We start from the raw sequence: 19,358 nt of genomic DNA, 5'->3' as shown, positions 1-19,358 counted from the left end.
ACTCGAGAGGAGTTCGACATGACGCATGCAAGCAAGAATGTCCCGTTCCGCAAGCAGGTCAAGGACATGCTCAACGGGATCGGCGGCATCGCCACCGCTATCTGCGGGATTTCGATCCTGATCGCGTTTTTCTTTCAATCCGTACCGAGCGGCATTCTCGGCGGCTTCATCTTCTACAGCGGCGTAATCGCGATCATCTGCCTCTCGTGGGCCGCCAGGATCAAGCCTCGGATTATCACGACCAGCGGCGGTTTCGTTAATCGCCGCTCCGAATGGTAGCCGCTTTGCCCTTTGCAGGAGGCCGTCATGGCCTCCTGCCACCTTCCAAGCGCAGGGAGCCATTCCGATGATCGACTATCAGGCCTTTCCGCATGGCACGGCATCCTTTGCCGATCCGCATATGATTGCCCGCGCCGGTCTCTACCGGGCAAAGAACGGGCTCTATCTCGGCCATGACGAAACAGGCAGGGCGCTTTATTCCGACCAACAGGCAGCCGTGCTTCTGGTCGGCGGAGCACGTTCGGGCAAGGGCGATCATATCATCCCCTGGCTGGTCGATGGCCATTACGGCGATCACATCATTTCCATGGACTGGAAGAGCCAGAACGGCGCAATTGCACAGTTGCAGGTGTTGCAGGGGCGCCGGGTGATAAACTGGAATCCGCGCGGCAATGGCGGCGTGCCTTCCCACCGGATCAACCCGACCTCCTATCTGCGGGGCAATTCCCCCACGCTCATTCCCGATGCCAAGCTGTTTGCCGCAAGCTTCCTGACGCTCACCGGCGGCGCCAATGCCAAATTCTTCGAGGAAACCGGCCAGCGCTGGATCGAAGCGGTTGCCGTCACCCTTGGCCGTCTTGCAGGCGTGGTGACGCTGCCGGTACTTGCCGATCTGATGAACCAGATCGGCCTGCTGTCCGATGACTGGCTTTCCTTCGAACGCCATATGGCCGCCATGCCGGAAGTCTCGATCCGCAGCGTGGTCGAAGAGCTCAAACAGGCACGTGAATCCGACAATCCCAATGCAGGCGGCGTTTCCGGTGTGAAGGCCGAAACCAAGCGAGCCTTTTCCGGCCTTTCCGATCCGCAATTGCGCGATGCCGTCTCGGCCCCGTTCGACTTCGATTTTGAAGAGCTGACCAAACCGGGCTGTAATCCGTATCTGGTCAATATCATGGAAGCCCAGGAATATGCCGAAACCTCCGGCCCGGTGATCAGGTCCGTCTATTCCGGCGCACTGGTCGCCAAACGGCGGGCAATCGGCGCGCGGCGTCAGCTCTGGCTCTGCGACGAGATCGGCAATATCGGTGCATGGCCGATGGCCATCGGGCTCGCCACCTTCGGCGCGGGCTATGGCATCAGGCCGGTCTTCGTCGTTCAATCAGCCGCCCAGCTTGCCGGTCTCGGCAAGAATGCGGAAAAGATCATTCCCAATTCCTGCGGCACGCAGATCTTCAAGGGCATTCGCGATATCCGCGAGGCGAAGGCGGTTTCCGAGGCTCTGGGCACCCAGACGATCACGCTTGAAGATTTCCAGACCAATGAGCGCGCAAAGCTCGAAAACGAACAGGCGCTGCTGGAAGTCGTCTCCGGCAGGCTCGATCCGATGGAAGCCGGTTTTGCCATGGCCCAGCGGGATGCGAGCCTCGCACATCGGATCAAAACCCCGCGTCCGCTCGCAACAGGCGACGAGATCGTCAACCGCCCGAACGGCAGAGCCTTCGTATTCATGCCGGGCGTGTTGGAACGGCCTGCCGATCTCACGATCGAGAACTACTGGAAGCGCCGCGATCTGGCGGGCCGCTATCTCGGCGATCCCTATCACTCGCCGGACGGCAAGGTCGAGGTTGGCACCGCCTTCGGCCAGCGCTTCAAACCCGTAATTACCGAGCCCGTCCCCGATCCGTTCGCCGACTGGCCGCAATACCGCGCCAGCGGCACATGGTCTTACCTCAAGGGCTATCGCCCGCTTTGAACAGGCACCAAACCGGAAAGGAGAATGCGACATGACCGAAGATAACACCAGAAAACCTGTAAGAACGCTCCGCGATGGCCAGGTCAAGGCCGCCATCTGGGAGAATGACGGCGAGAAAGGGTCGTTCGATTCCGTGACCTTTGCCCGCAGTTACCGCGATCAGGACGGCAACTATGCCGACACCAACCGGTTCTCCGGCACGGATTTGCTCAAACTCTCCCGTCTTGCCGAACAGTCCTACGATGCCGTGCAGGAGCGCCAGAACGAGCGCAACCGGCAAAACTATGCCGAACGCCAGCGTCAGGACGCAGACAGGAGCAAGCGCAGGCCGGATCGGGAGTATGACCGATGAGCAGCATCAAGCCCAACAACTTTCCGCGTGCGGGTGAGCATAACACCGTCACCCGCGCGCATCTGGAAACGCTGGAAGCGCACCGCGCGAAACCGCAGGCGCAGTTGGCCTACACCATCGGCGGCATACAGGAGACGCAGGCGCATTCGGTCATCGAGACCGAGCGCAATCATGCGATCCGCACCGGCCATGCACGGCTGAATGCCGTTTCCGAACAGATGCGCTCCGACCTCACCTTCGCCTCGCAGGAGGGTCGCGCGAAGGCCGATTTCAATGCCCGCTCGTCCGCTGAGCAAAGCTATGCCGATGCACAGCGCAAAGCCGCCGAACGGGCCAGAACCAGATCACGCGAGCCGGAACGATAGACGCAGGCGCATACGCCCGCATGTTTGGAATAAAATTCCAAACCCGGCGCAAAGCCGCAGCCGAAGCGGAAAAGGACATAGATTATAGATAGAAGTGCATAAATTATTTCTATTTATAATTGCACAATTCCGCGCCGCAGCAATAGGATTGCGCCTTTCGTTCACCCGTCAATGAAAGGAACAGACAATGCAGCAGCAAAACAAAGAACGACAAGAACAACAAAGCCAAACCCGCCAACCGGTCCACAAAGCGCCGGTCGCCAGTTTCCGCGATGGCGCGGTTTCCGCAAAAGTCTGGCGCAATGATGCCGGGGACGGCAAGGCGTTTTACGCCGTGACCTTCCAGCGGGTCTATACCGATCCCACCACAGGAGCAGTGGCGGAGGCCCGCAGCTTTCAGGGCACCGAGCTCTTGAAACTCCAGCGCCTTGCCAGTGAGGCCTATCGCGCCATCGGCAGGTTCAGGGCCCAGGACCGCGAACAGCAGGCAAAGGCCGAAGCTTCAACCAGCCCAACGCTGGGATTTTGATGCGGATAAATTGCAGAAATTTCTTTGATCCGGAATCGTGAACCTCTAAAATGTTCGTATTCCGTTCCGGGTCAATCGCGAAACCGCCCAAGGGGCGCGTTTCAGACAGTCAAATTGAGGACCGGACTATGACCCACACGGAAAAACTAACGGGCACCGCCCGACAAACGGCACCACCAGGCCTCCAGTTGGATGTCGCCTTATACCAGCAGTTTCTGGATGAGGTGGATATCTCGGAAGCGGAAAAGCAGGCTTTTATCGAAACGCTGTGGAACATCGTTTTGATATTCGTCGATATAGGTTTCGGGATCGAGGCCACGCAACAGGCCATGAACGCCATCACGGAGGCCGCGCTAGCGCCCGACGAAGGCAACAAGGTCAAAGGCGCTCGAACCGATATTCGAGGTAGCAAGGATCAAACAGAAATAGAGGAGTAAGCCGGAAGGAGGCAAATCATGCGTTTCGATCATCAACCCCACCACAATTGCAACAAGGCGGTCATTTACTGTCGCGTGTCATCCAAGGCACAGGTTCGCCGCGGCGACGGTCTCGGCTCACAGGAGACGCGATGCAGGCAGTATGCCGAGTATCGCGGCTATGATGTCGTTGGTGTCTTTACCGACGACCTGACCGGTCAACGGCGTGACCGACCGGGTGTTAACGCGCTGATCTCCTTCTTGCAGGGTAATAGTGGCGATCCGCATGTCGTGATCATTGATGAGGTGTCGCGCTTCGCCCGCCGTGTTCCGATCCATTTTGAATTGCGCGAGACAATCAAACAGGCAGGCGGGATTCTGGAATCTCCCTCCATGGAGTTCAAGGACGATGCCGACAGCGAATTCAACGAATATATTCAGGCCTCGGCCGCACAATATCAGGCACGCAAGAACCGGGAACAGACGCTGAATCGGATGAAAGCCCGCTGCTATAACGGCTATTGGGTATTCCAGCCACCGATAGGCTTCAAATACGGACGAGCGGACGGACACGGCAAAATCCTTGTCCGTAACGAGCCTATCGCCTCGCTGGTGCAGGAAGCTCTCGAAGGTTATGCCTCGGGTCGCTTCGACACGCAAGCGGAAGTCAAACGCTTCCTTGAAACGCAGCCCGCCTTTCCAAAAGACCTGCCGAAGGGCCAAATCCGCAATCAGCGTATCCGGGATATGCTGGACCGCGTTGTCTATGCTGGCTATGTCGAGGCTCCGAAATGGGACATTTCCTTGCGTGAGGGCAAGCATGAAGGTCTCATCACGCTTGAGACCTTCGACAAAATCCAGACCCGTCTCAAGGGTGGCGCCCGTGCTCCGGCGCGCAAGGATATCAATCAGGATTTCCCCCTGCGCGGCTTTGTCACTTGCGGCGATTGCGGCAAGCCATTGACGGCCTGTTGGTCGAAGAGCAGCACGGGCAAGCGTCACCCCTACTACTTCTGCCACAACCGTGCATGCGAGAGCCATCGCAAGTCGATCCCGCGCGACCGGATCGAAGACGCCTTCGCAGAGCTTCTGCATGGGATGCAGCCAACCAGAGGGCTCTACGACCTCACGCGAGCTATGTTCAAGAAAGCGTGGTCTGCTCGTCTGTCTCAGGCCGAGGCGGCGAAGATTATCGCACAGAAACAGGAAACCGAAATCGAGAAGCAGATCGAACTTCTGGTGGATCGGATTGTCGAATCCGACAGCACCACGGCGATTAGTGCTTATGAGAAACGTATTGCCAAGCTTGAGAAGGAAAAGCTGATTCTGGCAGAAAAACGCACGAACGGCATGGTTCCCAAACACAGCTTTGAGGAAATGTTCGAACGCGCCATGCTGTTTCTGTCAAACCCTTGCAAACTCTGGACTTCCGAGCGTTTGGAGGACAAGCGGGCGGTTCTGAAACTTACCTTTGCATCGCGTTTGCCCTACAGCCGTGAAAACGGGTTTCGAACGCCACAAACGTCTGTTCCGTTTAGGTTTTTGGAGAATTTTGCGTCAAAATGTGAAATGGCGCGCTCGGGAAGATTCGAACTCCCGACCCCCAGATTCGTAGTCTGGTGCTCTATCCAGCTGAGCTACGAGCGCTTGGCCTTGCGAAGCGCCGCTGTTGTCTGCGGCGTGCGAGAGGGCTTCTACGGCCTTCAGATTTGGAATGCAAGCGCATTTCGAAAAAAACCTGTCATTTTTCTGATATAGACCGTCAAATCGCTGCGCAAGGTGGCGCGACAGAGACTGACAACCACAGCCGGACAGGAAAAAAACTTCATTTTCATATAGATGGAATACCATCTTCATCTGGCCGCGCATTGGCGGAACACGCGCGGACCAGGCCCCGGCGGCTCAGGCACCGGTTTCGCTGCGCCAGTTTTCAAGCGCGACCGGGCGGTCCGGGATCTCGATGCGGAACAGCGTGCCCTGCCCTGCCTTTTCCACAAGCGCGATCGTGCCGCCGTGGGCGAGCACCAGTTCGCGGGCGATTGCAAGGCCGAGCCCGGTGCCGCCGCTGCGCACGCCGCCCCTGAAGGCGGCGAACAGGTTCTCGCGCGCCTTCTGCGGCATGCCCGGCCCGGTATCGTCGACCGAGAGCGAGACGACGCTGCCGTGACGCTGGGCCGAGACGATCAGGCAATTGAGCGAATCGCGCCTCTCGCCGGCCTGTTGTGACAGCGCCTGGACGCTGTTGCGGCAGAGGTTGAAGACCACCCGGAACAACTGCTCGGGATCGGCATCGACCTTGAGATCCTCCGGCACGCGGTTGATCCAGTCGATCGGCTGGTCGGCCGAAAGGTCCAGATAGTCATGAACATCGTTGATCAGTTCGAAGAGACAGACCATTTCACGTTTGGGCTCGGCCTCCGAGACCTGGCCATAGCTCAGCACCGAGCGCGAATAGGCCGCCGCGCGGTCGATGGCGCGCAGAAGCTTCGGCGCAACGCGGCGGACCACCGGATCGTCCGTTCCCGCAATGCGGTCGGACATGAGCTGGGCCGAGGCCAGGATGTTGCGCATGTCATGATTGATCTTGGAGACGGCAAGGCCGAGTTCGGCCAGTCGCTTCTGCTGGCGCAATGTCTTCTGCAACTGCGTCTGCATGGAGGCAAGGTGACGGCCGGCAATGCCGAGTTCATCCGTCCGCTCGGCCGGCCGGAACACGCTTTCCGGCAGGTCGGGATGGTCGGAAAAGGCCTGCATGTTGGCGATCTGGCGTCTGAGCGGCCGCACCAGTATGGAATTCAGCCGGAAGAAGATCAGCATTGCCGTGAAGGTCGACAGCAGAATGCTCAGAAGGAAGATGTTGCGGGCATAGACCAGAAGGGCGTGGCGCAACTCGTCGTCGGAAATCACCAGTTCGATGATCGCGTCACTGTCGCCGATATGGCCGAACACGCGGATAGCCCGGTCACCGCCGAACAGGAGCTCATCGAAGGCATCGACAACGGCCTCGACCGGACCGACTTGGGTCAGGTCATAGGTCTTGGCGATTTCCGGCGGCATGTCGGTGATGGCGAGAAGCTGCGACGCCCCGTCCTTGCGCAGAACGATCGCCTTGGTGCCGGTCGCCATCAGCGTGTCGTCCTGCAGGGCGCGCGGCAGGACCTGCGGCTGCAACCCGTCAATCACGGTCGCGGCGGCGGCAGCCGTGCTCAGCCGGTCGTCGAGCCACCGCAATCGCATGCTGGCAAGCGAGGGCACGAAGAACACCACCTCGGCGAACATGATGATCGCGACGGTGAGCGCAAGGATACGGCCGGAAAGCCCCGACAGAAAACCGGGCACGGCCATCTTGCCGTGAGGCGCATCCTCAGTCGTCCCGGGCTTCGCCCACCGCATTGCCTGTCTCCGGTTAGGTCAGTTAAGTGATCATAGACCAATCCCCAACAAGACAAAACCGCCATATTTGAGGCACTTGTGAAGTCACGCGCCCGGCATGATTGACAATTTGCGGCCCTTTCCCTTATAAGCCGCGCAGTTTCCGCGCCCCTTTTCCTGCCCGCAAGGCGGGATAAAGGCCGGTGACATCACCCACACGCTTACGCTGCTTCGGCAGTCCATCAAGAAGGGCCGCACACCGCGGTATTTAAACAAATGTCTACCAAGCGTACCTATCAGCCTTCCAAGCTTGTTCGCAAACGCCGCCATGGCTTCCGCTCGCGCATGGCCACGAAGGGCGGCCGCAAGGTTCTCGCAGCCCGCCGCGCCCGCGGTCGCAAGCGTCTTTCGGCTTAAGGGCTTTTTAGCCCTTATGGCCCGGCCTGATACAAAAACCGAAACGGTTGTCGGGCGGCTCAAGACCCGCCCGCAATTTCTGGCCGTCCAGAAAGGCGAACGGCGGAAAGGCCCGCTGTTTCTGCTGGAAGTACTTGACCGGCGCGATCCCTCCTCAGGGCCCCGCGTCGGTTTTACTGTGACCAAACGGCAGGGAAACGCCGTCGAGCGCAACAGGATGCGCCGCCGGCTGAAAGAGGCTGTGCGTCTCAAAGGCGCATTTGCAATGCAACCCGGTTGCGATTATGTCGTTGTGGGCCGTCGGGAGGTGCTCGACGCTCCTTTCGCGATGCTCGCAGATGAGCTGGAATCACGGATTTCAAAATCGCCTCGAACCGGACGGAGCCGGAAGGCGTCCGCACCAGGAAGATAAGATGGAAAATAACCGCAATTCTATCATTGCGATCGCGCTCACCGTCCTGGTCGTTCTGGCCTGGCAATTCCTGTATATGGGCCCGCGCCTTGAAGAGCAGCGCGCCGCGCAGGAGCAGGCAGCGCAGCAGCAGGCGGCACAGGAACAGACCGTTTCGACGAATAATGCAGCCGGCTCCGCGAGCGGCTCCGGAGCGGCCGGCAGTACGGCTGGCGGCGGCAGCGATGCCGTGTTCTCGCAGGCCGGCGCCCAGCAGGAGACCGCGCCGCGCGTCAAGATCGAGACGCCCGCGCTTTCCGGCTCGATCAATCTGGCAGGCGCGCGCATCGACGACATCAAGCTCAAGGACTACCACGTCACCGTGGACCCGACGAGCCCGATCGTCACGCTGTTCAGCCCCGCCGATACCGAAAACGGTTATTTCGCCGAACTCGGCTTCGTCCAGGGCGAAAATTCAGGTTCGGTTCCTGGACCGCAGACGGTCTGGACGCTGGAAAAGGGCGATACGCTGACGCCGTCAACGCCCGTCGAGCTGTCCTACACCAATGATTCCGGCCTGACCTTCCACCGCACGATCTCCATCGATGACGACTACATGATCACGATGGACGACACGGTGACCAACGCTTCCGACAAGCAGGTGACCGTCAACCCCTACGGCCGCATCACCCGCTTCAACCTGCCCGACGAGCCGTCGGCCTGGGTGTTGCATGAAGGCTTTCTCGGCGTGATGACGCCCGACGGCGGCATTACCGAGGACACCTACAAGAACGTGGCCGACGAGAACGAGACCTACACCGGCTCGAACGGCGGCTGGTTCGGCGTCACCGACAAGTACTGGGGCACGGCCATCATTCCCCAGTCCGACATGAACTACGACGTCCGCTTCTCGCATTTCAACGACGGCCGGGCGCGCTACCAGGCGGACTATTCCGACAACCAGCCGCTGACGATTGCCGCGGGGCAGAGTGCAGACCTGAAGACCATGGTGTTTGCCGGCGCCAAGGTCACCAACATCCTGACCCAGTACCAGAAGCAGTACAATATTCCTCTGTTCGACCGCATGATCGACTGGGGCTGGCTGTGGTTCATCACCAAGCCGCTGTTCCAGCTGATGGACTTCATCTATCACCAGGTCGGCAATTTCGGCGTCGCGATCCTGATCACGACCGTCATCATCAAGCTTCTGTTCTTCCCGCTCGCCTCCAAGCAGTACGCCTCCATGGCCAACATGAAGCGCATGCAGCCGAAGATGACCGAGTTGAAGGAGCAGTATGGCGACGACCGCATGGGCCTGCAGAAGGCCATGATGGAGCTCTACAAGAAGGAGAAGATCAATCCGGTGGCCGGCTGCTGGCCGGTGCTGTTGCAGATCCCGATCTTCTTCGCGCTCTACAAGGTGCTCTACGTCACCATTGAAATGCGGCACGCGCCGTTCTTCGGCTGGATCCAGGACCTTTCCGCGCCCGATCCGACCAGCCTCTTCAACCTGTTCGGCCTTCTGCCCTGGGGCGTTCCGGCCTTCCTGGCGATCGGCGCCTGGCCGCTGATCATGGGCTTCACCATGTGGCTGCAGATGCGCATGAACCCGACGCCGCCGGACAAGACACAGGCGATGATCTTCAACTGGATGCCGGTGGTCTTCACCTACATGCTGGCGCAGTTCCCGGCCGGTCTGGTGATCTACTACGCCTGGAACAACTCGCTCTCGATCCTGCAGCAGTCGATCATCATGAAGCGCCACGGTGTCAAGATCGAACTGTTCGACAATCTGAAGGGCCTGTTCCGCCGCAAGAAGCCGGCTTCGGAGTAGGCCACTTCCGGGGGTTACCAGGCCTCTGCCGCTCGCTCTGCCAGCGATGAAGGACTGAAGGCTCACAGCAACAATCTCTCCCCTTGAGGGAGAGATGTCGCGAAAGCGACAGAGAGGGGTGAACCCTCTTAAAAGACACAGAATATGCGGCTTGCGTTTCACCCCCCTCTGCCCCTGCCGGGGCATCTCCCCCTCAAGGGGGGAGATTGGGGCCGGGAAATCCTGGAACACTGTTGACCGACATTTTGTCCCCCAGCCCTTCATGCTAGAGAAACGGACATGACCCAGCCGATCGACAAAGACGCCGCCCTGTTCGCCCGTCCGTGGATCTTCATCCGCGGCGTGCCGTCGATGAAGTTCCTGCCGCCGGAAGGCCCGCCCGAAGTCGCCTTCGCCGGGCGTTCCAATGTCGGCAAGTCGTCTCTGATCAACGCGCTTCTCGCCCAGAAGGGTCTGGCGCGGACCTCCAATACGCCGGGCCGCACCCAGGAACTCAACTATTTCGTTCCCGACGGCTATTCGGGCGAAGGCGAGGACCTGCCGCCAATGGCGCTCGTCGACATGCCCGGCTATGGCTATGCCCAGGCGCCCAAACAACAGGTTGACCAGTGGACCAAGCTCGTCTTCGACTATCTGCGCGGTCGCGCCACGCTGAAGCGCGTCTATGTGCTGATCGACGCCCGCCACGGCATCAAGAAGAATGACGAGGAAGTGCTCGACCTGCTCGACAAGGCCGCCGTTTCCTATCAGATCGTGCTGACCAAGGCTGACAAGATCAAGCCGCCGGCGGTCGAGAAGCTTCTTGCCGCCACGGCAGAGAAGATCCGCAAGCGCCCCGCCGCCTTCCCCGCCCTGATCGCCACGTCCTCGGAAAAGAATGCCGGCCTCGACGACCTCAGGCAGGCAATCCAGGAGACGGTGGCAGGCTAGCGCATCGGCCCGAAAACCGGAATCGATTTTCGGAAAGCACGATGCGTAGATTCAATAGGTTAGAGCGCCCTTTGTGCGTCCGAATGGACGCGCGGCGCTCCAGCCGCAAAAAAACGAACCGCCTGGGGGGAGGCGGTTCGAGTGAGCGACCCAGGGCGTCGCTTCCTGCCGGGTCTGGTTGTCATGCCCGGTCAGGCTATCTGAGAGACGGCGCTCAGCTTGCGGGCAGAAGCACCGTGTCGATGACGTGAATGACGCCGTTGGACTGCTCGACATCGGCGATCGTCACCTCGGCCGTGCGACCGTTCTCGTCGGTGAGCGTGATCGTTCCGTCCATCTCCTCGGCCTTCAGCGTGCAACCGCCGACCGTCGGCACGTCATGCACGCCGCCATCATCGGCGATCATCTTCTCGATCGCGGACGACATCGCATCGGCTGATACGACGTGGCAGGTCAGAACCTTCGCGAGCGCTTCCTTGTTTTCCGGCATCAGCAGTTCATCGACCGTGCCTTCCGGCAGTTCGGCGAAAGCCGCGTTGGTCGGGGCAAAGACGGTGAAGGGCCCCTCGCCCTGAAGCGTTTCGACCAGGCCGGCCGCCTTGACCGCGGCCACCAGCGTTGTGTGATCATTGGAGTTCATGGCATTTTCGACAATGTTCTTGTCGGGATACATCGCGGCCCCGCCGACCATCGGATTGGCGGCAAGCGCCGCAACGGCGGAACCGCCGATCAGTGTGGCGGCAATGGCGGTGCGCTTGAAGGTCTTCAGCATGATAGTCTCCTCTTGATGTTTCGCTTCACCCGGCACCCTCCTGGCGCCGGGGATGAAACAACAGACGAAGCCATTGCCCAAAGAGTTTCAGATTGCTTCGATTTTCTTCGCAAGCAATTGATTTCGCGAATTTTAAAGTGACTGAAGCTCACCGACGGCAATCACCGGTCCGGTCGGCCCGCCGGTCTGCGAACCGCCATAGGGCTCGATGCTGACGGCGAAGAAGGTCCCCGCCCCGATCCGGTCACTGATATCGCTCGGAACCGTAAGCTCCCCTTCCCCGGTCTGGGGCAGGACGCCGAGCGAGACCGGAGGATCTTCCCCTTCGATCAGCCAGAGCTCCAGAGACTTCTCATCCGGCGCGCCGGCCGCCACGGGGGTGAGCGATACGCGCCCGGTACGTGCATTGTAGCGGGCCACTAGATTGACGGCATTGTCCGGACCGCTGAGTTCAGCAAGCAATGTCGTCTGAGGCGTCGTCAGGCGTTCATTGTAGACAGTGAATGCCACCGCAGCGATGACGGCAGCGGCAGCAACGCCGCGCCAGAGGCCCGCAGAGCCCCAGAGGCGCGCGGCAAGCGAAGGTCTGCTATCCTGTTCCTGCGCAAAGAGCCGCTGTTCGATGGCCGAAAAGACCTCCGCCGACGGCGTCTCGGTTCCGTAGGCCTGATCGAGCGGCTCGAGCTTGTTTTGCCAGTCGCGCACCAGCGCCGCAAAGGCGGGATCGCGCGCGATCCGCGCCTCCGCCGCGCGCCGCTCGGCATCCGAAAGCGCGCCGATCACATACTCGCCGGCGAGCATCTCGTCTTCGGGTTCGCCGCCTTGCTGTTGCGTCGGCCTTTTCATGCTTCCAGACACTCTTTCAGTTTCAGCAGGCTGCGCCGCAGCCATGTCCGCATCGTATTGAGCGGCACGCCGTAGCGTTCCGCAAGTTCATTATAGCTCAGACCGCTCACATAGGCTTCCTTCACGGCAGACGCCCATTCGGGCTTCAGCCGCTCCATGCAGGTGTCGATCCTGCGGCCTTCGCCGACAAGATGCGCGCGCTCTTCCGGGCTCTCCTTCCCATCGGCCAGGTCGTGCACGGCATCGATATCGCGCGCGGCGGGCTTTTTCTGCCGCAGGCGGTCGATCGCGTGGTTGCGGGCAACCGTCGCCAGCCAGCCGGACGGCGACCGGCCGTCGGACGCAAATGTACCGGCCCGCTGCCAGATCCGCACGAAAATGTCCTGGAGGGCGTCTTCGGCTTCACCGCGATCGCCCAGAATACGCAGACAGATCGCAAAAAGTTTCGGACTCGCTTTCTGATAAAGCAGGTTGAAGGACTGCCGGTCCTTCAGGGATACGCGTGCGATCAATGCACCAAGATCGTCATCCGCCATATATGCCTTGATCCCCTTCCCGTTGTACCAACCGTTATAGGGCGCGAACCTCTTCCGACAAGGCAGCGGCCGCAATAGTTCGGCCGAACAATATTCACTAAGCCGCGCGGATGCGCTAAAAGGCCGCGAGGATCAAAGCACCGGGGTAATCCATGTCATTGTCGGAAAGCGAAGTTCAGGCACGTCTGCTGGTGCAGGCGCTGCCCTATATGCAGAAATACGAGAACAAGACCATAGTCGTGAAATATGGCGGACACGCCATGGGCGATGCTGAACTCGGCCAGGCCTTCGCCAGCGACATCGCGCTTCTGAAACAGTCTGGCGTCAACCCGATCGTGGTGCATGGCGGCGGCCCGCAGATCGGCAACATGCTGAAGCGCATGGGGATCGAATCGAAGTTCGAGGGCGGGCTTCGCGTCACCGACCAGGCCACCGTCGAGATCGTCGAGATGGTGCTTGCCGGTTCGATCAACAAGGAAATCGTTGCGCTGATCAACCAGACCGGCGAATGGGCCATCGGCCTTTGCGGCAAGGACGGTAACATGGTCTTCGCCGAAAAGGCGAAGAAGACCGTCATCGACCCCGATTCCAATATCGAGCGCATTCTCGATCTGGGCTTCGTCGGTGAGGTCGACACCGTCGACACCACGCTGCTCGATCTTCTCGCCAAGTCCGAGATGATCCCGGTGATCGCCCCCGTCGCCCCCGGCAATGACGGCCATACCTACAACATCAACGCAGACACCTTCGCCGGCGCGATCGCGGGCGCGCTTCGCGCGACCCGCCTTCTGTTCCTGACGGATGTGCCCGGCGTGCTCGACAAGAGCGGCGAGCTGATCAAGGAGCTTTCGGTCGCCGAGGCACGCAAGCTGATCCTCGACGGCACGATTTCCGGCGGCATGATCCCCAAGGTCGAGACCTGCATCGAGGCGATCGAGGCCGGCGTCGAGGGCGTCGTCATCCTCAACGGCAAGGTCAAGCATTCGGTTCTGCTCGAAATCCTGACCAAGGGCGGCGCCGGCACGCTGATCGTGCCGTAAGCAATTATCCCCGCCCTGTTTCTTTCAGCGCCCCGCTCAGCCCTCTTCAGGCAATGTGCGGGGCGTTTTCCTTTGCGGCGGGCGCGTCCGGCTTGCGGTCGGCCGGCAGAAGCAGGGCAAGGGCGATCACGCCGACATAGGCGACGAGATTGTAGATCAGCGCCAGGGCAAAGGCGCTGACATAGGCGGGATGATTGTCGGCGCCGACCTGCAGAGACATGCCGAGACGGGCAAAGAAGATGCCGCTGATGATGGCGATGCCGAAGGCCCCGCCAAGCTGCTGAACGGCCTGCAGTGCGCCGGACGCCGAGCCCGCCTCCTCATGCGGTACGCCCGACAGCACAAGCTGGAAGATGGAGGCGATGGCGACGCCGAGGCCGAGACCGGAGACGATCAGCGGCGCGAACAGCGCCCAGCGCGACACCTCGTCGCCGACGCCGAGCACGTAGAGCCTGAGCCAGAACATGCCGACGCCGAGGAGCGCTATGCCGAAGATCACGCGCGGTTTCAGATAGGTGTGGCCGATGCGCCCGCTGATCAGCGAGGCGGTGAACACGCCAAGCGAGAACGGCACGGTGGTCATGCCCGACTTCAGCGCCGAGAAGCCGAAGCCGACCTGCAGGAAGATCGCGAGGCAAAGGAAGAAACCCGGCAGCGTCGAGAAGAAGAACAGTGCCATCGAGCCGCCGACCATGAAGTTGCGGTTCTTCATCAGCTGAAAGGAGAGAAGCTGCGGCTTCTTGCGGGCGTTCTGCCGCCGCTCCCACATGACGAAGGCGACGAGCACCGGAAGGGCGGCGACCATCATGGCGAAACACCAGAGCGGCCAGCCGAAGGTGCGGCCCTCGACCAGCGGGAAGATCAGCATGAACATGGCGACCGCGATCAACAAGATGCCGAGATAGTCGTTGCGGGTATCGGTCCGGCGCGGCGTTGACGGCACGAGCTTTGCCCCGGCGATGATGGCGAACAGGCCGATCGGCAAATTGATCAGGAAGATCGCCCGCCAGCCGAGGCCGAACAGGCTGTGCTCGACCAGAAAGCCGCCGATGATCGGGCCGCTGACGGTCGCGATTCCCGCCATCATGCCGAAGAAGCTGAAGGCGCGGGCGCGCTCGTTTGCCGAAAACATCACCGTCGTCAGCGCCAGCACCTGCGGCGTCATCATCGCCGCGGAAAAGCCCTGGAACAGGCGGGCGAGCACCAGCATCAGCGTCGTGTGCGAAAGGCCGCAAAGGGCGGAGCCGAGCGTGAAGGAGGCCACGCCTGCGATGAACATGGTCTTCTTGCCGACAATGTCGCCGAGCCGCCCGAAGGGCAAAAGCGCCAGCGCGAACATCAGCACATAGCCGGCGACGATCCATTCTATTGCCGAGTTGGAGGCATCCAGCCCCTCCTGGATCGACGGCAGCGCCACATTGACGATGGTGACGTCCAGCATGTTCATGAACACCGCCGACAGCAGCACGGCAAGCGCCGTCCAGCGGCCCGGGTTCTGCTCCGCCGTCGCGCCGGTCGGCGCGGTTTCCGTCTGACTGGAAGCCAATGGGATCTCCGCATCTTGGTTGAGGGCCGTCACCAATTGGGCGAGGACGGCGGAAATGTCAATTCACAGCTTTTCGCCCGGTCAGCCGAGCATCATGCCTTCGGTTTCGGGCTTTTCTCCGGACGGCTTGACGGCGGGCATGAACAGCGCGGCGACAAAGACGATCGCCATGGCAAGGATCATGTAGCCGATGCTGGCGGAAAAGCCGGCGACATAGGCATCCGCCGTTGCCGCCCCCGTCTGCTGGCGCGCCGCGATGATGGAGAAGAACAGGGCGCTGGCAATGGCGATGCCGAGCGCGCTGCCCGCCTGCTGGATGGCCTGCAGCGCGCCGGAGGCAGAGCCCGCATCGCGGCCCGGCACATCGGCAAGGATCGTCTGGAACAGCGGCGACGCCGTCATGCCGAGCGAAAAGCCGCAGATGAACAGAGGCGGGGCGAAATCGAGAATGGCGAGATGCTGGTCGGCCCCGAGGACGACGAAGAACAGCATGACATACCCGGCCGCCATCGTCGCCGATGCCGCAAGGATACGCCCCTTGAGGAAGCGGTCGGAGAGACGGCTGTTGGTGAAGGCTGAGAGGAAGGCGCCGAGCGGAAAGGGGACGGTGGAAAGCCCCGCCTCGAGCGGGGTGAAGCCAAAACCCTGCTGCAGGAAGAGCGCGAAGGTCATGAACAGGCCCGCCGGCGTCGAGTAGAACACCAGCGCGACGAAGCCGCCGAGGCGATAGCCGTGATTGCGCATCAGCGAGACCGGCAGAAGCTGCGACAATCCCTGCCGCTCCCGCCGCCGCTCGAAGAAATAGAAGGCGGCGAAGGCCGGAAAGGCGGCGATGATCATCGCAAAGCACCAGAGCGGCCAGCCGAACCGCCGCGCCTCGACCAGCGGGAAGATCAGCAGCACGAAGGCGGCGGCGACGATCAGCACCCCGATCACATCGAGCGAGGACCGTTCACTCGCCGCAATGTCGGGAATGAGAATGCGGCCGGCAATGACGGCGGCGATGCCGACCGGCACGTTGATGTAGAAGATCGAGCGCCATTCGAGCCCGAAAAGGTCGATGGCGATCAGCCAGCCGCCGATCAGCGGGCCGGAGACGATGGCGATGCCGCTGGCGATCCCGAACAGCGAGAAGGCGCTGGAGCGCTCCTTCGAGGCAAACATGTCCTGCGCCAGCGCCAGAACCTGCGGCGCCATGATCGCCGCGCCCAGCCCCTGGCATAGCCGGGCGACCACCAGCGTCGTGATATTGGGCGCGGCGCCGGAACAGGCCGAGGCCAGGGTGAAGAAGCCCACGCCGAACAGGAACATCCGCTTCTTGCCGATGATGTCGCCAAGCCGCCCGCAAGGCATGAGAGCGAGCGCGAAGACCATCACATAGCCGGCGATGACCCATTCCAGCGACGAACTGTGGGCATTCAGATCTTTGCCGATGACCGGCAGCGCCACATTGACGATGGTGGCATCGAGAAGGTTCATGAAGGCCGCGGCGATCAGCACCGACATCGCCAGCCATCGCCCCGGATAGGCAACATCCCCCACCTCAGCAGCCTTCACCATTCAATATCTCTTCCGGCCCGACAATCCATTTTCTATTCCTTTGCCGCTCGTGGCGATCAAGTCAGTCATAGCTGAAGCAGCCTGAACAGAATTGCCTAGGTCGGCTGCTGTCCAGGCAGCGCTCGGTAGCGGCAAGATAGTGGTCTGCACGTTCAACGAAGCATGCTTTGATGCCGTTTGCCCATTTGAAGCTAAAGTAGGCTGCCGCTACCAGATTTCGATGGCGGCACAGAAGCTTCAATGTATTATTCTGGCATCACTAATCTAGCGTGCCAAGGAGGTTAATGAAATGTCAAAGATAATTCCTGCCACAAGAGCATTTCTAAGAAAAACGTGGAAATCACATGAAAAAGTTGATGCAACCGCATCTGGTCCGAGATTTTCCATTCCATTGAGGATCGGTGACGAACCTCAAGAGACGCGGCGCGGGTTGAATGAAGAAAGCCGCGAGCCATTTTACGAGATGAAAGCGGATAAACTCTTCGGATACTACCACGGATATGCCGGAAGCTATGAGCGGCGCACTGAACTTCTGTATGCAGATTTATTTTCATTTTATTCAGATGAAATTCTACCTATTTCTCGAAGATCTATAAACATAAATTCAGTTCGAATAAGTTTTTCATCCATACCTTATCGTCTCCCTCCAAGTCTAAAATATCATTCTGAAACTTCTATAGATTTTTTTATAAAATTAAAAAAAATAAAATGGGACTTTGAAAATAACGAATGGGAAAATAACACATCTATCCGCCTCGAAGAATTTTCAGAAGATGGCACTTTTTATTGTGAGCCCGTCAGGTATTTTGATCAGGTAGCCACAAACCTAACCGTCGATTGGGCGAGTGGTAAACTTCCGAACAGAGCAACAACAATACGCTCCGAGATAGAACGGCCGCAGAATGGGTTGTTGCCTCCTTTGAGCCAATCGTTGTTGGCAAATAATTTGGGTACCGCTATAATGTTTTACAATCGTGACCTTACTCGCACCCTCGTGAGGTTGCGTTCGGATAACCTTGCATCAATTGCACAAAAAGCACTGCACTGCACTGTGTCAGGCGTCCTTGAAATGCCTCCTGGCTGCAAGGCAGGCGAGCACAAATTTGACTTCTTTTTGTATGGGACAAGGCAGGAAATAAAAATGGAAACAAACCTTGATCCCGATCAGTATCTTCTCTTCCCTATATGTATTGCTCGAGAGTTGCCTAGGGCGGGAAAGCCTCAACTTTTTTTTGTGGCGATCAACCTCATCGACGACGATGAATTTGAGCGTGAATGTAGGAACGCCAAAGAGAAAAATGAGTATCTACCTTCCGAGAAGGTTACGTTAATTGAAGACTTGTCACAGTCTAAATTCTCGCCCCCTGACATGTACACGTATGAGGGTTGGGCAAGCCAAATACTGGCAGAAAACTTCTTGATTGCTAACGAATCTATAATTAGAGAGCGGCTCTCGCACCGCTAAGCCAGAAGCAGCGTCAGCACGCCGAGGACGACGAGCGCGCAGCCGACCGCCTCGGCCCCGGTCATCCTCTCCTTGAAGATGATGACCGAGGTGGCGAAGGAAAACAGCATTTCCACCTGCGCCACCGCCTTGACGATCGCCGCCTGCTGCAGCGTCATGGCGATGAACCAGCCGAAGGAGGCGGTCGCGCCGACGAAACCGACGGCGAGCGCCGGCCGCCAGGCCCTCGCGACCTTCACCAGTTCGGCGCGGTCGAAGGCCAGCATGTAGACAAGCATGGCGACCGTCTGCACGGCGATGACGATGACCAGGGTGAAGGCGGCCTGCATGATCGCATCGGGTTGAGGCAGGCTCGGCGCGAGCGCCAGAGAGGCCGCGCGATAGGAGACCGCCGAAAGCCCGAACAGCGTGCCCGATGCGATGCCGACCAGCGCCGTGCGGGTCAGAAGCCCGCGAACGAGCCCGCCAAAACCCATGTCGTTGCGCGACAGCGAGATCAGCATGACGCCGGCAATCGAGATGAGAATGGCGGCAATCGCGGCGAAGGATATGGTCGCGCCGAAGAAGAGGAAGGCGAGGATGGCCGCCTGCGCCGGCTCGGTGCGCGAATAGGCGGTTCCGACCACGAAATTGCGGAAGGAAAACAGATAGACCAGCAGGAAGGTGGCGCCGATCTGGCTGACGGCGCCGATCAGCGCCCAGAAGGCGAAGTCAACATTGGCCGCCGGCACAGGACGGTCGAGACCGTATGCCAGGAAAGCGAAATAGAGCGCGGCAAAAGGCAGGCCGAAGCCGAAACGGGTGAAGGTGGAGCCGAGCGTCGCCATGCGTCCCTTCAGGTATTTCTGAAGCGTGGAGCGCATGTTCTGCAGAAAGGCGGCGGCGAAGGTTATGCCGATCCAGAGTTCCATGGGGATAAGACCTTGCGAGGCGGGAAACCGAAGGGGTGGAGGTCAGTTCACGCTCGCTCAAAGCCTGCCGCAGGCGGTCTTGCAGAAATTCGCGAAAAACC

Annotated in this window: 19 protein-coding genes, 1 tRNA gene and 1 pseudogene; 13 read left to right on the top strand and 8 right to left on the bottom strand. The window is 59.9% G+C overall.

The features are described from left to right. Nucleotides 1-18 precede the first annotated feature (18 nt). The 7 genes and pseudogenes from GGR30_RS19330 to GGR30_RS23455 form a co-directional block, all read left to right on the top strand. Entirely contained in the window at nucleotides 19-279 is a 261-nt protein-coding gene (locus GGR30_RS19330; RefSeq protein ID WP_183489917.1) for a hypothetical protein, read from the top strand. A gap of 67 nt (nucleotides 280-346) precedes the next feature. Further along, entirely contained in the window at nucleotides 347-1,975 is a 1,629-nt protein-coding gene (locus GGR30_RS19325) for a type IV secretory system conjugative DNA transfer family protein (protein WP_183489914.1), read from the top strand. 31 nt (nucleotides 1,976-2,006) lie between these two features. Then, nucleotides 2,007-2,327, top strand: a complete 321-nt coding sequence (locus GGR30_RS19320) for a hypothetical protein (RefSeq protein WP_183489911.1) — start codon at nucleotides 2,007-2,009, stop codon at nucleotides 2,325-2,327. Next, nucleotides 2,324-2,692, top strand: coding sequence for a hypothetical protein (locus GGR30_RS19315; RefSeq protein WP_183489908.1), 369 nt, complete (start codon nucleotides 2,324-2,326; stop codon nucleotides 2,690-2,692). The genes GGR30_RS19320 and GGR30_RS19315 overlap by 4 nt, the downstream gene beginning before the upstream one ends. 187 nt (nucleotides 2,693-2,879) lie before the next feature. Continuing rightward, nucleotides 2,880-3,221, top strand: coding sequence for a hypothetical protein (locus GGR30_RS19310; protein WP_183489905.1), 342 nt, complete (start codon nucleotides 2,880-2,882; stop codon nucleotides 3,219-3,221). Nucleotides 3,222-3,349: 128 nt separating this feature from the next. Further along, a complete protein-coding gene (locus tag GGR30_RS19305; protein ID WP_183489902.1) occupies nucleotides 3,350-3,658 on the top strand; it encodes a hypothetical protein in 309 nt (102 codons plus the stop codon). 18 nt (nucleotides 3,659-3,676) lie between these two features. Then, nucleotides 3,677-4,669: pseudogene (locus GGR30_RS23455) on the top strand (recombinase family protein); the annotation flags it as partial. A gap of 538 nt (nucleotides 4,670-5,207) precedes the next feature. Here GGR30_RS23455 and GGR30_RS19295 read toward each other — a convergent pair. Together GGR30_RS19295 and GGR30_RS19290 are read right to left on the bottom strand one after the other, a co-directional pair. Continuing rightward, nucleotides 5,208-5,284: transfer RNA gene (locus GGR30_RS19295), tRNA-Arg, on the bottom strand. A 255-nt stretch (nucleotides 5,285-5,539) separates the two neighbouring features. Next, a complete protein-coding gene (locus tag GGR30_RS19290; RefSeq protein WP_183489900.1) occupies nucleotides 5,540-7,030 on the bottom strand; it encodes a sensor histidine kinase in 1,491 nt (496 codons plus the stop codon). Between the two features lie 255 nt (nucleotides 7,031-7,285). Here GGR30_RS19290 and rpmH point away from each other — a divergent pair, with 255 nt between their 5' ends. The 4 genes from rpmH to yihA all read left to right on the top strand — a co-directional run bounded on the left by rpmH (nucleotide 7,286) and on the right by yihA (nucleotide 10,581). Continuing rightward, entirely contained in the window at nucleotides 7,286-7,426 is a 141-nt protein-coding gene (gene rpmH, locus GGR30_RS19285) for a 50S ribosomal protein L34 (protein WP_106311648.1), read from the top strand. 16 nt (nucleotides 7,427-7,442) lie between these two features. Further along, entirely contained in the window at nucleotides 7,443-7,838 is a 396-nt protein-coding gene (gene rnpA, locus GGR30_RS19280) for a ribonuclease P protein component (RefSeq protein WP_183489897.1), read from the top strand. Nucleotide 7,839: 1 nt separating this feature from the next. Further along, nucleotides 7,840-9,651, top strand: a complete 1,812-nt coding sequence (gene yidC / locus GGR30_RS19275) for a membrane protein insertase YidC (RefSeq protein WP_183489894.1) — start codon at nucleotides 7,840-7,842, stop codon at nucleotides 9,649-9,651. A gap of 279 nt (nucleotides 9,652-9,930) precedes the next feature. Further along, the gene (yihA, locus tag GGR30_RS19270) at nucleotides 9,931-10,581 is read left to right on the top strand and encodes a ribosome biogenesis GTP-binding protein YihA/YsxC (RefSeq protein ID WP_183489891.1); all 651 of its coding nucleotides are present in this window, start codon (nucleotides 9,931-9,933) and stop codon (nucleotides 10,579-10,581) included. A 214-nt stretch (nucleotides 10,582-10,795) separates the two neighbouring features. Here the strand turns inward: yihA and GGR30_RS19265 are convergent, their stop codons facing one another. The 3 genes from GGR30_RS19265 to GGR30_RS19255 all read right to left on the bottom strand — a co-directional run bounded on the left by GGR30_RS19265 (nucleotide 10,796) and on the right by GGR30_RS19255 (nucleotide 12,735). Beyond that, nucleotides 10,796-11,353, bottom strand: coding sequence for a fasciclin domain-containing protein (locus GGR30_RS19265; protein ID WP_183489888.1), 558 nt, complete (start codon nucleotides 11,351-11,353; stop codon nucleotides 10,796-10,798). Between the two features lie 132 nt (nucleotides 11,354-11,485). Beyond that, entirely contained in the window at nucleotides 11,486-12,199 is a 714-nt protein-coding gene (locus GGR30_RS19260; RefSeq protein WP_183489885.1) for an anti-sigma factor, read from the bottom strand. Next, nucleotides 12,196-12,735 carry a sigma-70 family RNA polymerase sigma factor gene (locus tag GGR30_RS19255; RefSeq protein WP_183489882.1) on the bottom strand — a complete coding sequence of 180 codons (540 nt, stop codon included), beginning with the start codon at nucleotides 12,733-12,735 and terminating at the stop codon, nucleotides 12,196-12,198. Before GGR30_RS19255 ends, GGR30_RS19260 begins: the two co-directional genes overlap by 4 nt. Nucleotides 12,736-12,887: 152 nt before the next feature. Here GGR30_RS19255 and argB point away from each other — a divergent pair, with 152 nt between their 5' ends. Then, nucleotides 12,888-13,775, top strand: a complete 888-nt coding sequence (argB, locus tag GGR30_RS19250) for an acetylglutamate kinase (RefSeq protein WP_138750203.1) — start codon at nucleotides 12,888-12,890, stop codon at nucleotides 13,773-13,775. Nucleotides 13,776-13,821: 46 nt separating this feature from the next. Here argB and GGR30_RS19245 read toward each other — a convergent pair whose 3' ends face one another. Continuing rightward, on the bottom strand, nucleotides 13,822-15,321 hold the full coding sequence (locus GGR30_RS19245) for an MFS transporter (RefSeq protein ID WP_246414035.1): 1,500 nt from the start codon (nucleotides 15,319-15,321) through the stop codon (nucleotides 13,822-13,824). 81 nt (nucleotides 15,322-15,402) lie between these two features. Continuing rightward, the gene (locus GGR30_RS19240) at nucleotides 15,403-16,881 is read right to left on the bottom strand and encodes an MFS transporter (protein WP_183489880.1); all 1,479 of its coding nucleotides are present in this window, start codon (nucleotides 16,879-16,881) and stop codon (nucleotides 15,403-15,405) included. A gap of 289 nt (nucleotides 16,882-17,170) precedes the next feature. Here GGR30_RS19240 and GGR30_RS19235 point away from each other — a divergent pair, with 289 nt between their 5' ends. Beyond that, nucleotides 17,171-18,346, top strand: a complete 1,176-nt coding sequence (locus GGR30_RS19235; protein ID WP_183489877.1) for a hypothetical protein — start codon at nucleotides 17,171-17,173, stop codon at nucleotides 18,344-18,346. On the opposite strand, the gene GGR30_RS19230 is transcribed toward GGR30_RS19235, so the two are convergent. Continuing rightward, nucleotides 18,343-19,257, bottom strand: coding sequence for an EamA family transporter (locus GGR30_RS19230; RefSeq protein ID WP_183489874.1), 915 nt, complete (start codon nucleotides 19,255-19,257; stop codon nucleotides 18,343-18,345). The two genes, GGR30_RS19235 and GGR30_RS19230, sit on opposite strands and share 4 nt — an antisense overlap. Nucleotides 19,258-19,358: the final 101 nt, after the last annotated feature.

The organism is Martelella radicis, assembly GCF_014196625.1.
Classification (GTDB): domain Bacteria; phylum Pseudomonadota; class Alphaproteobacteria; order Rhizobiales; family Rhizobiaceae; genus Martelella; species Martelella radicis.
This window is presented reverse-complemented; position numbering and strand designations above follow the sequence as displayed.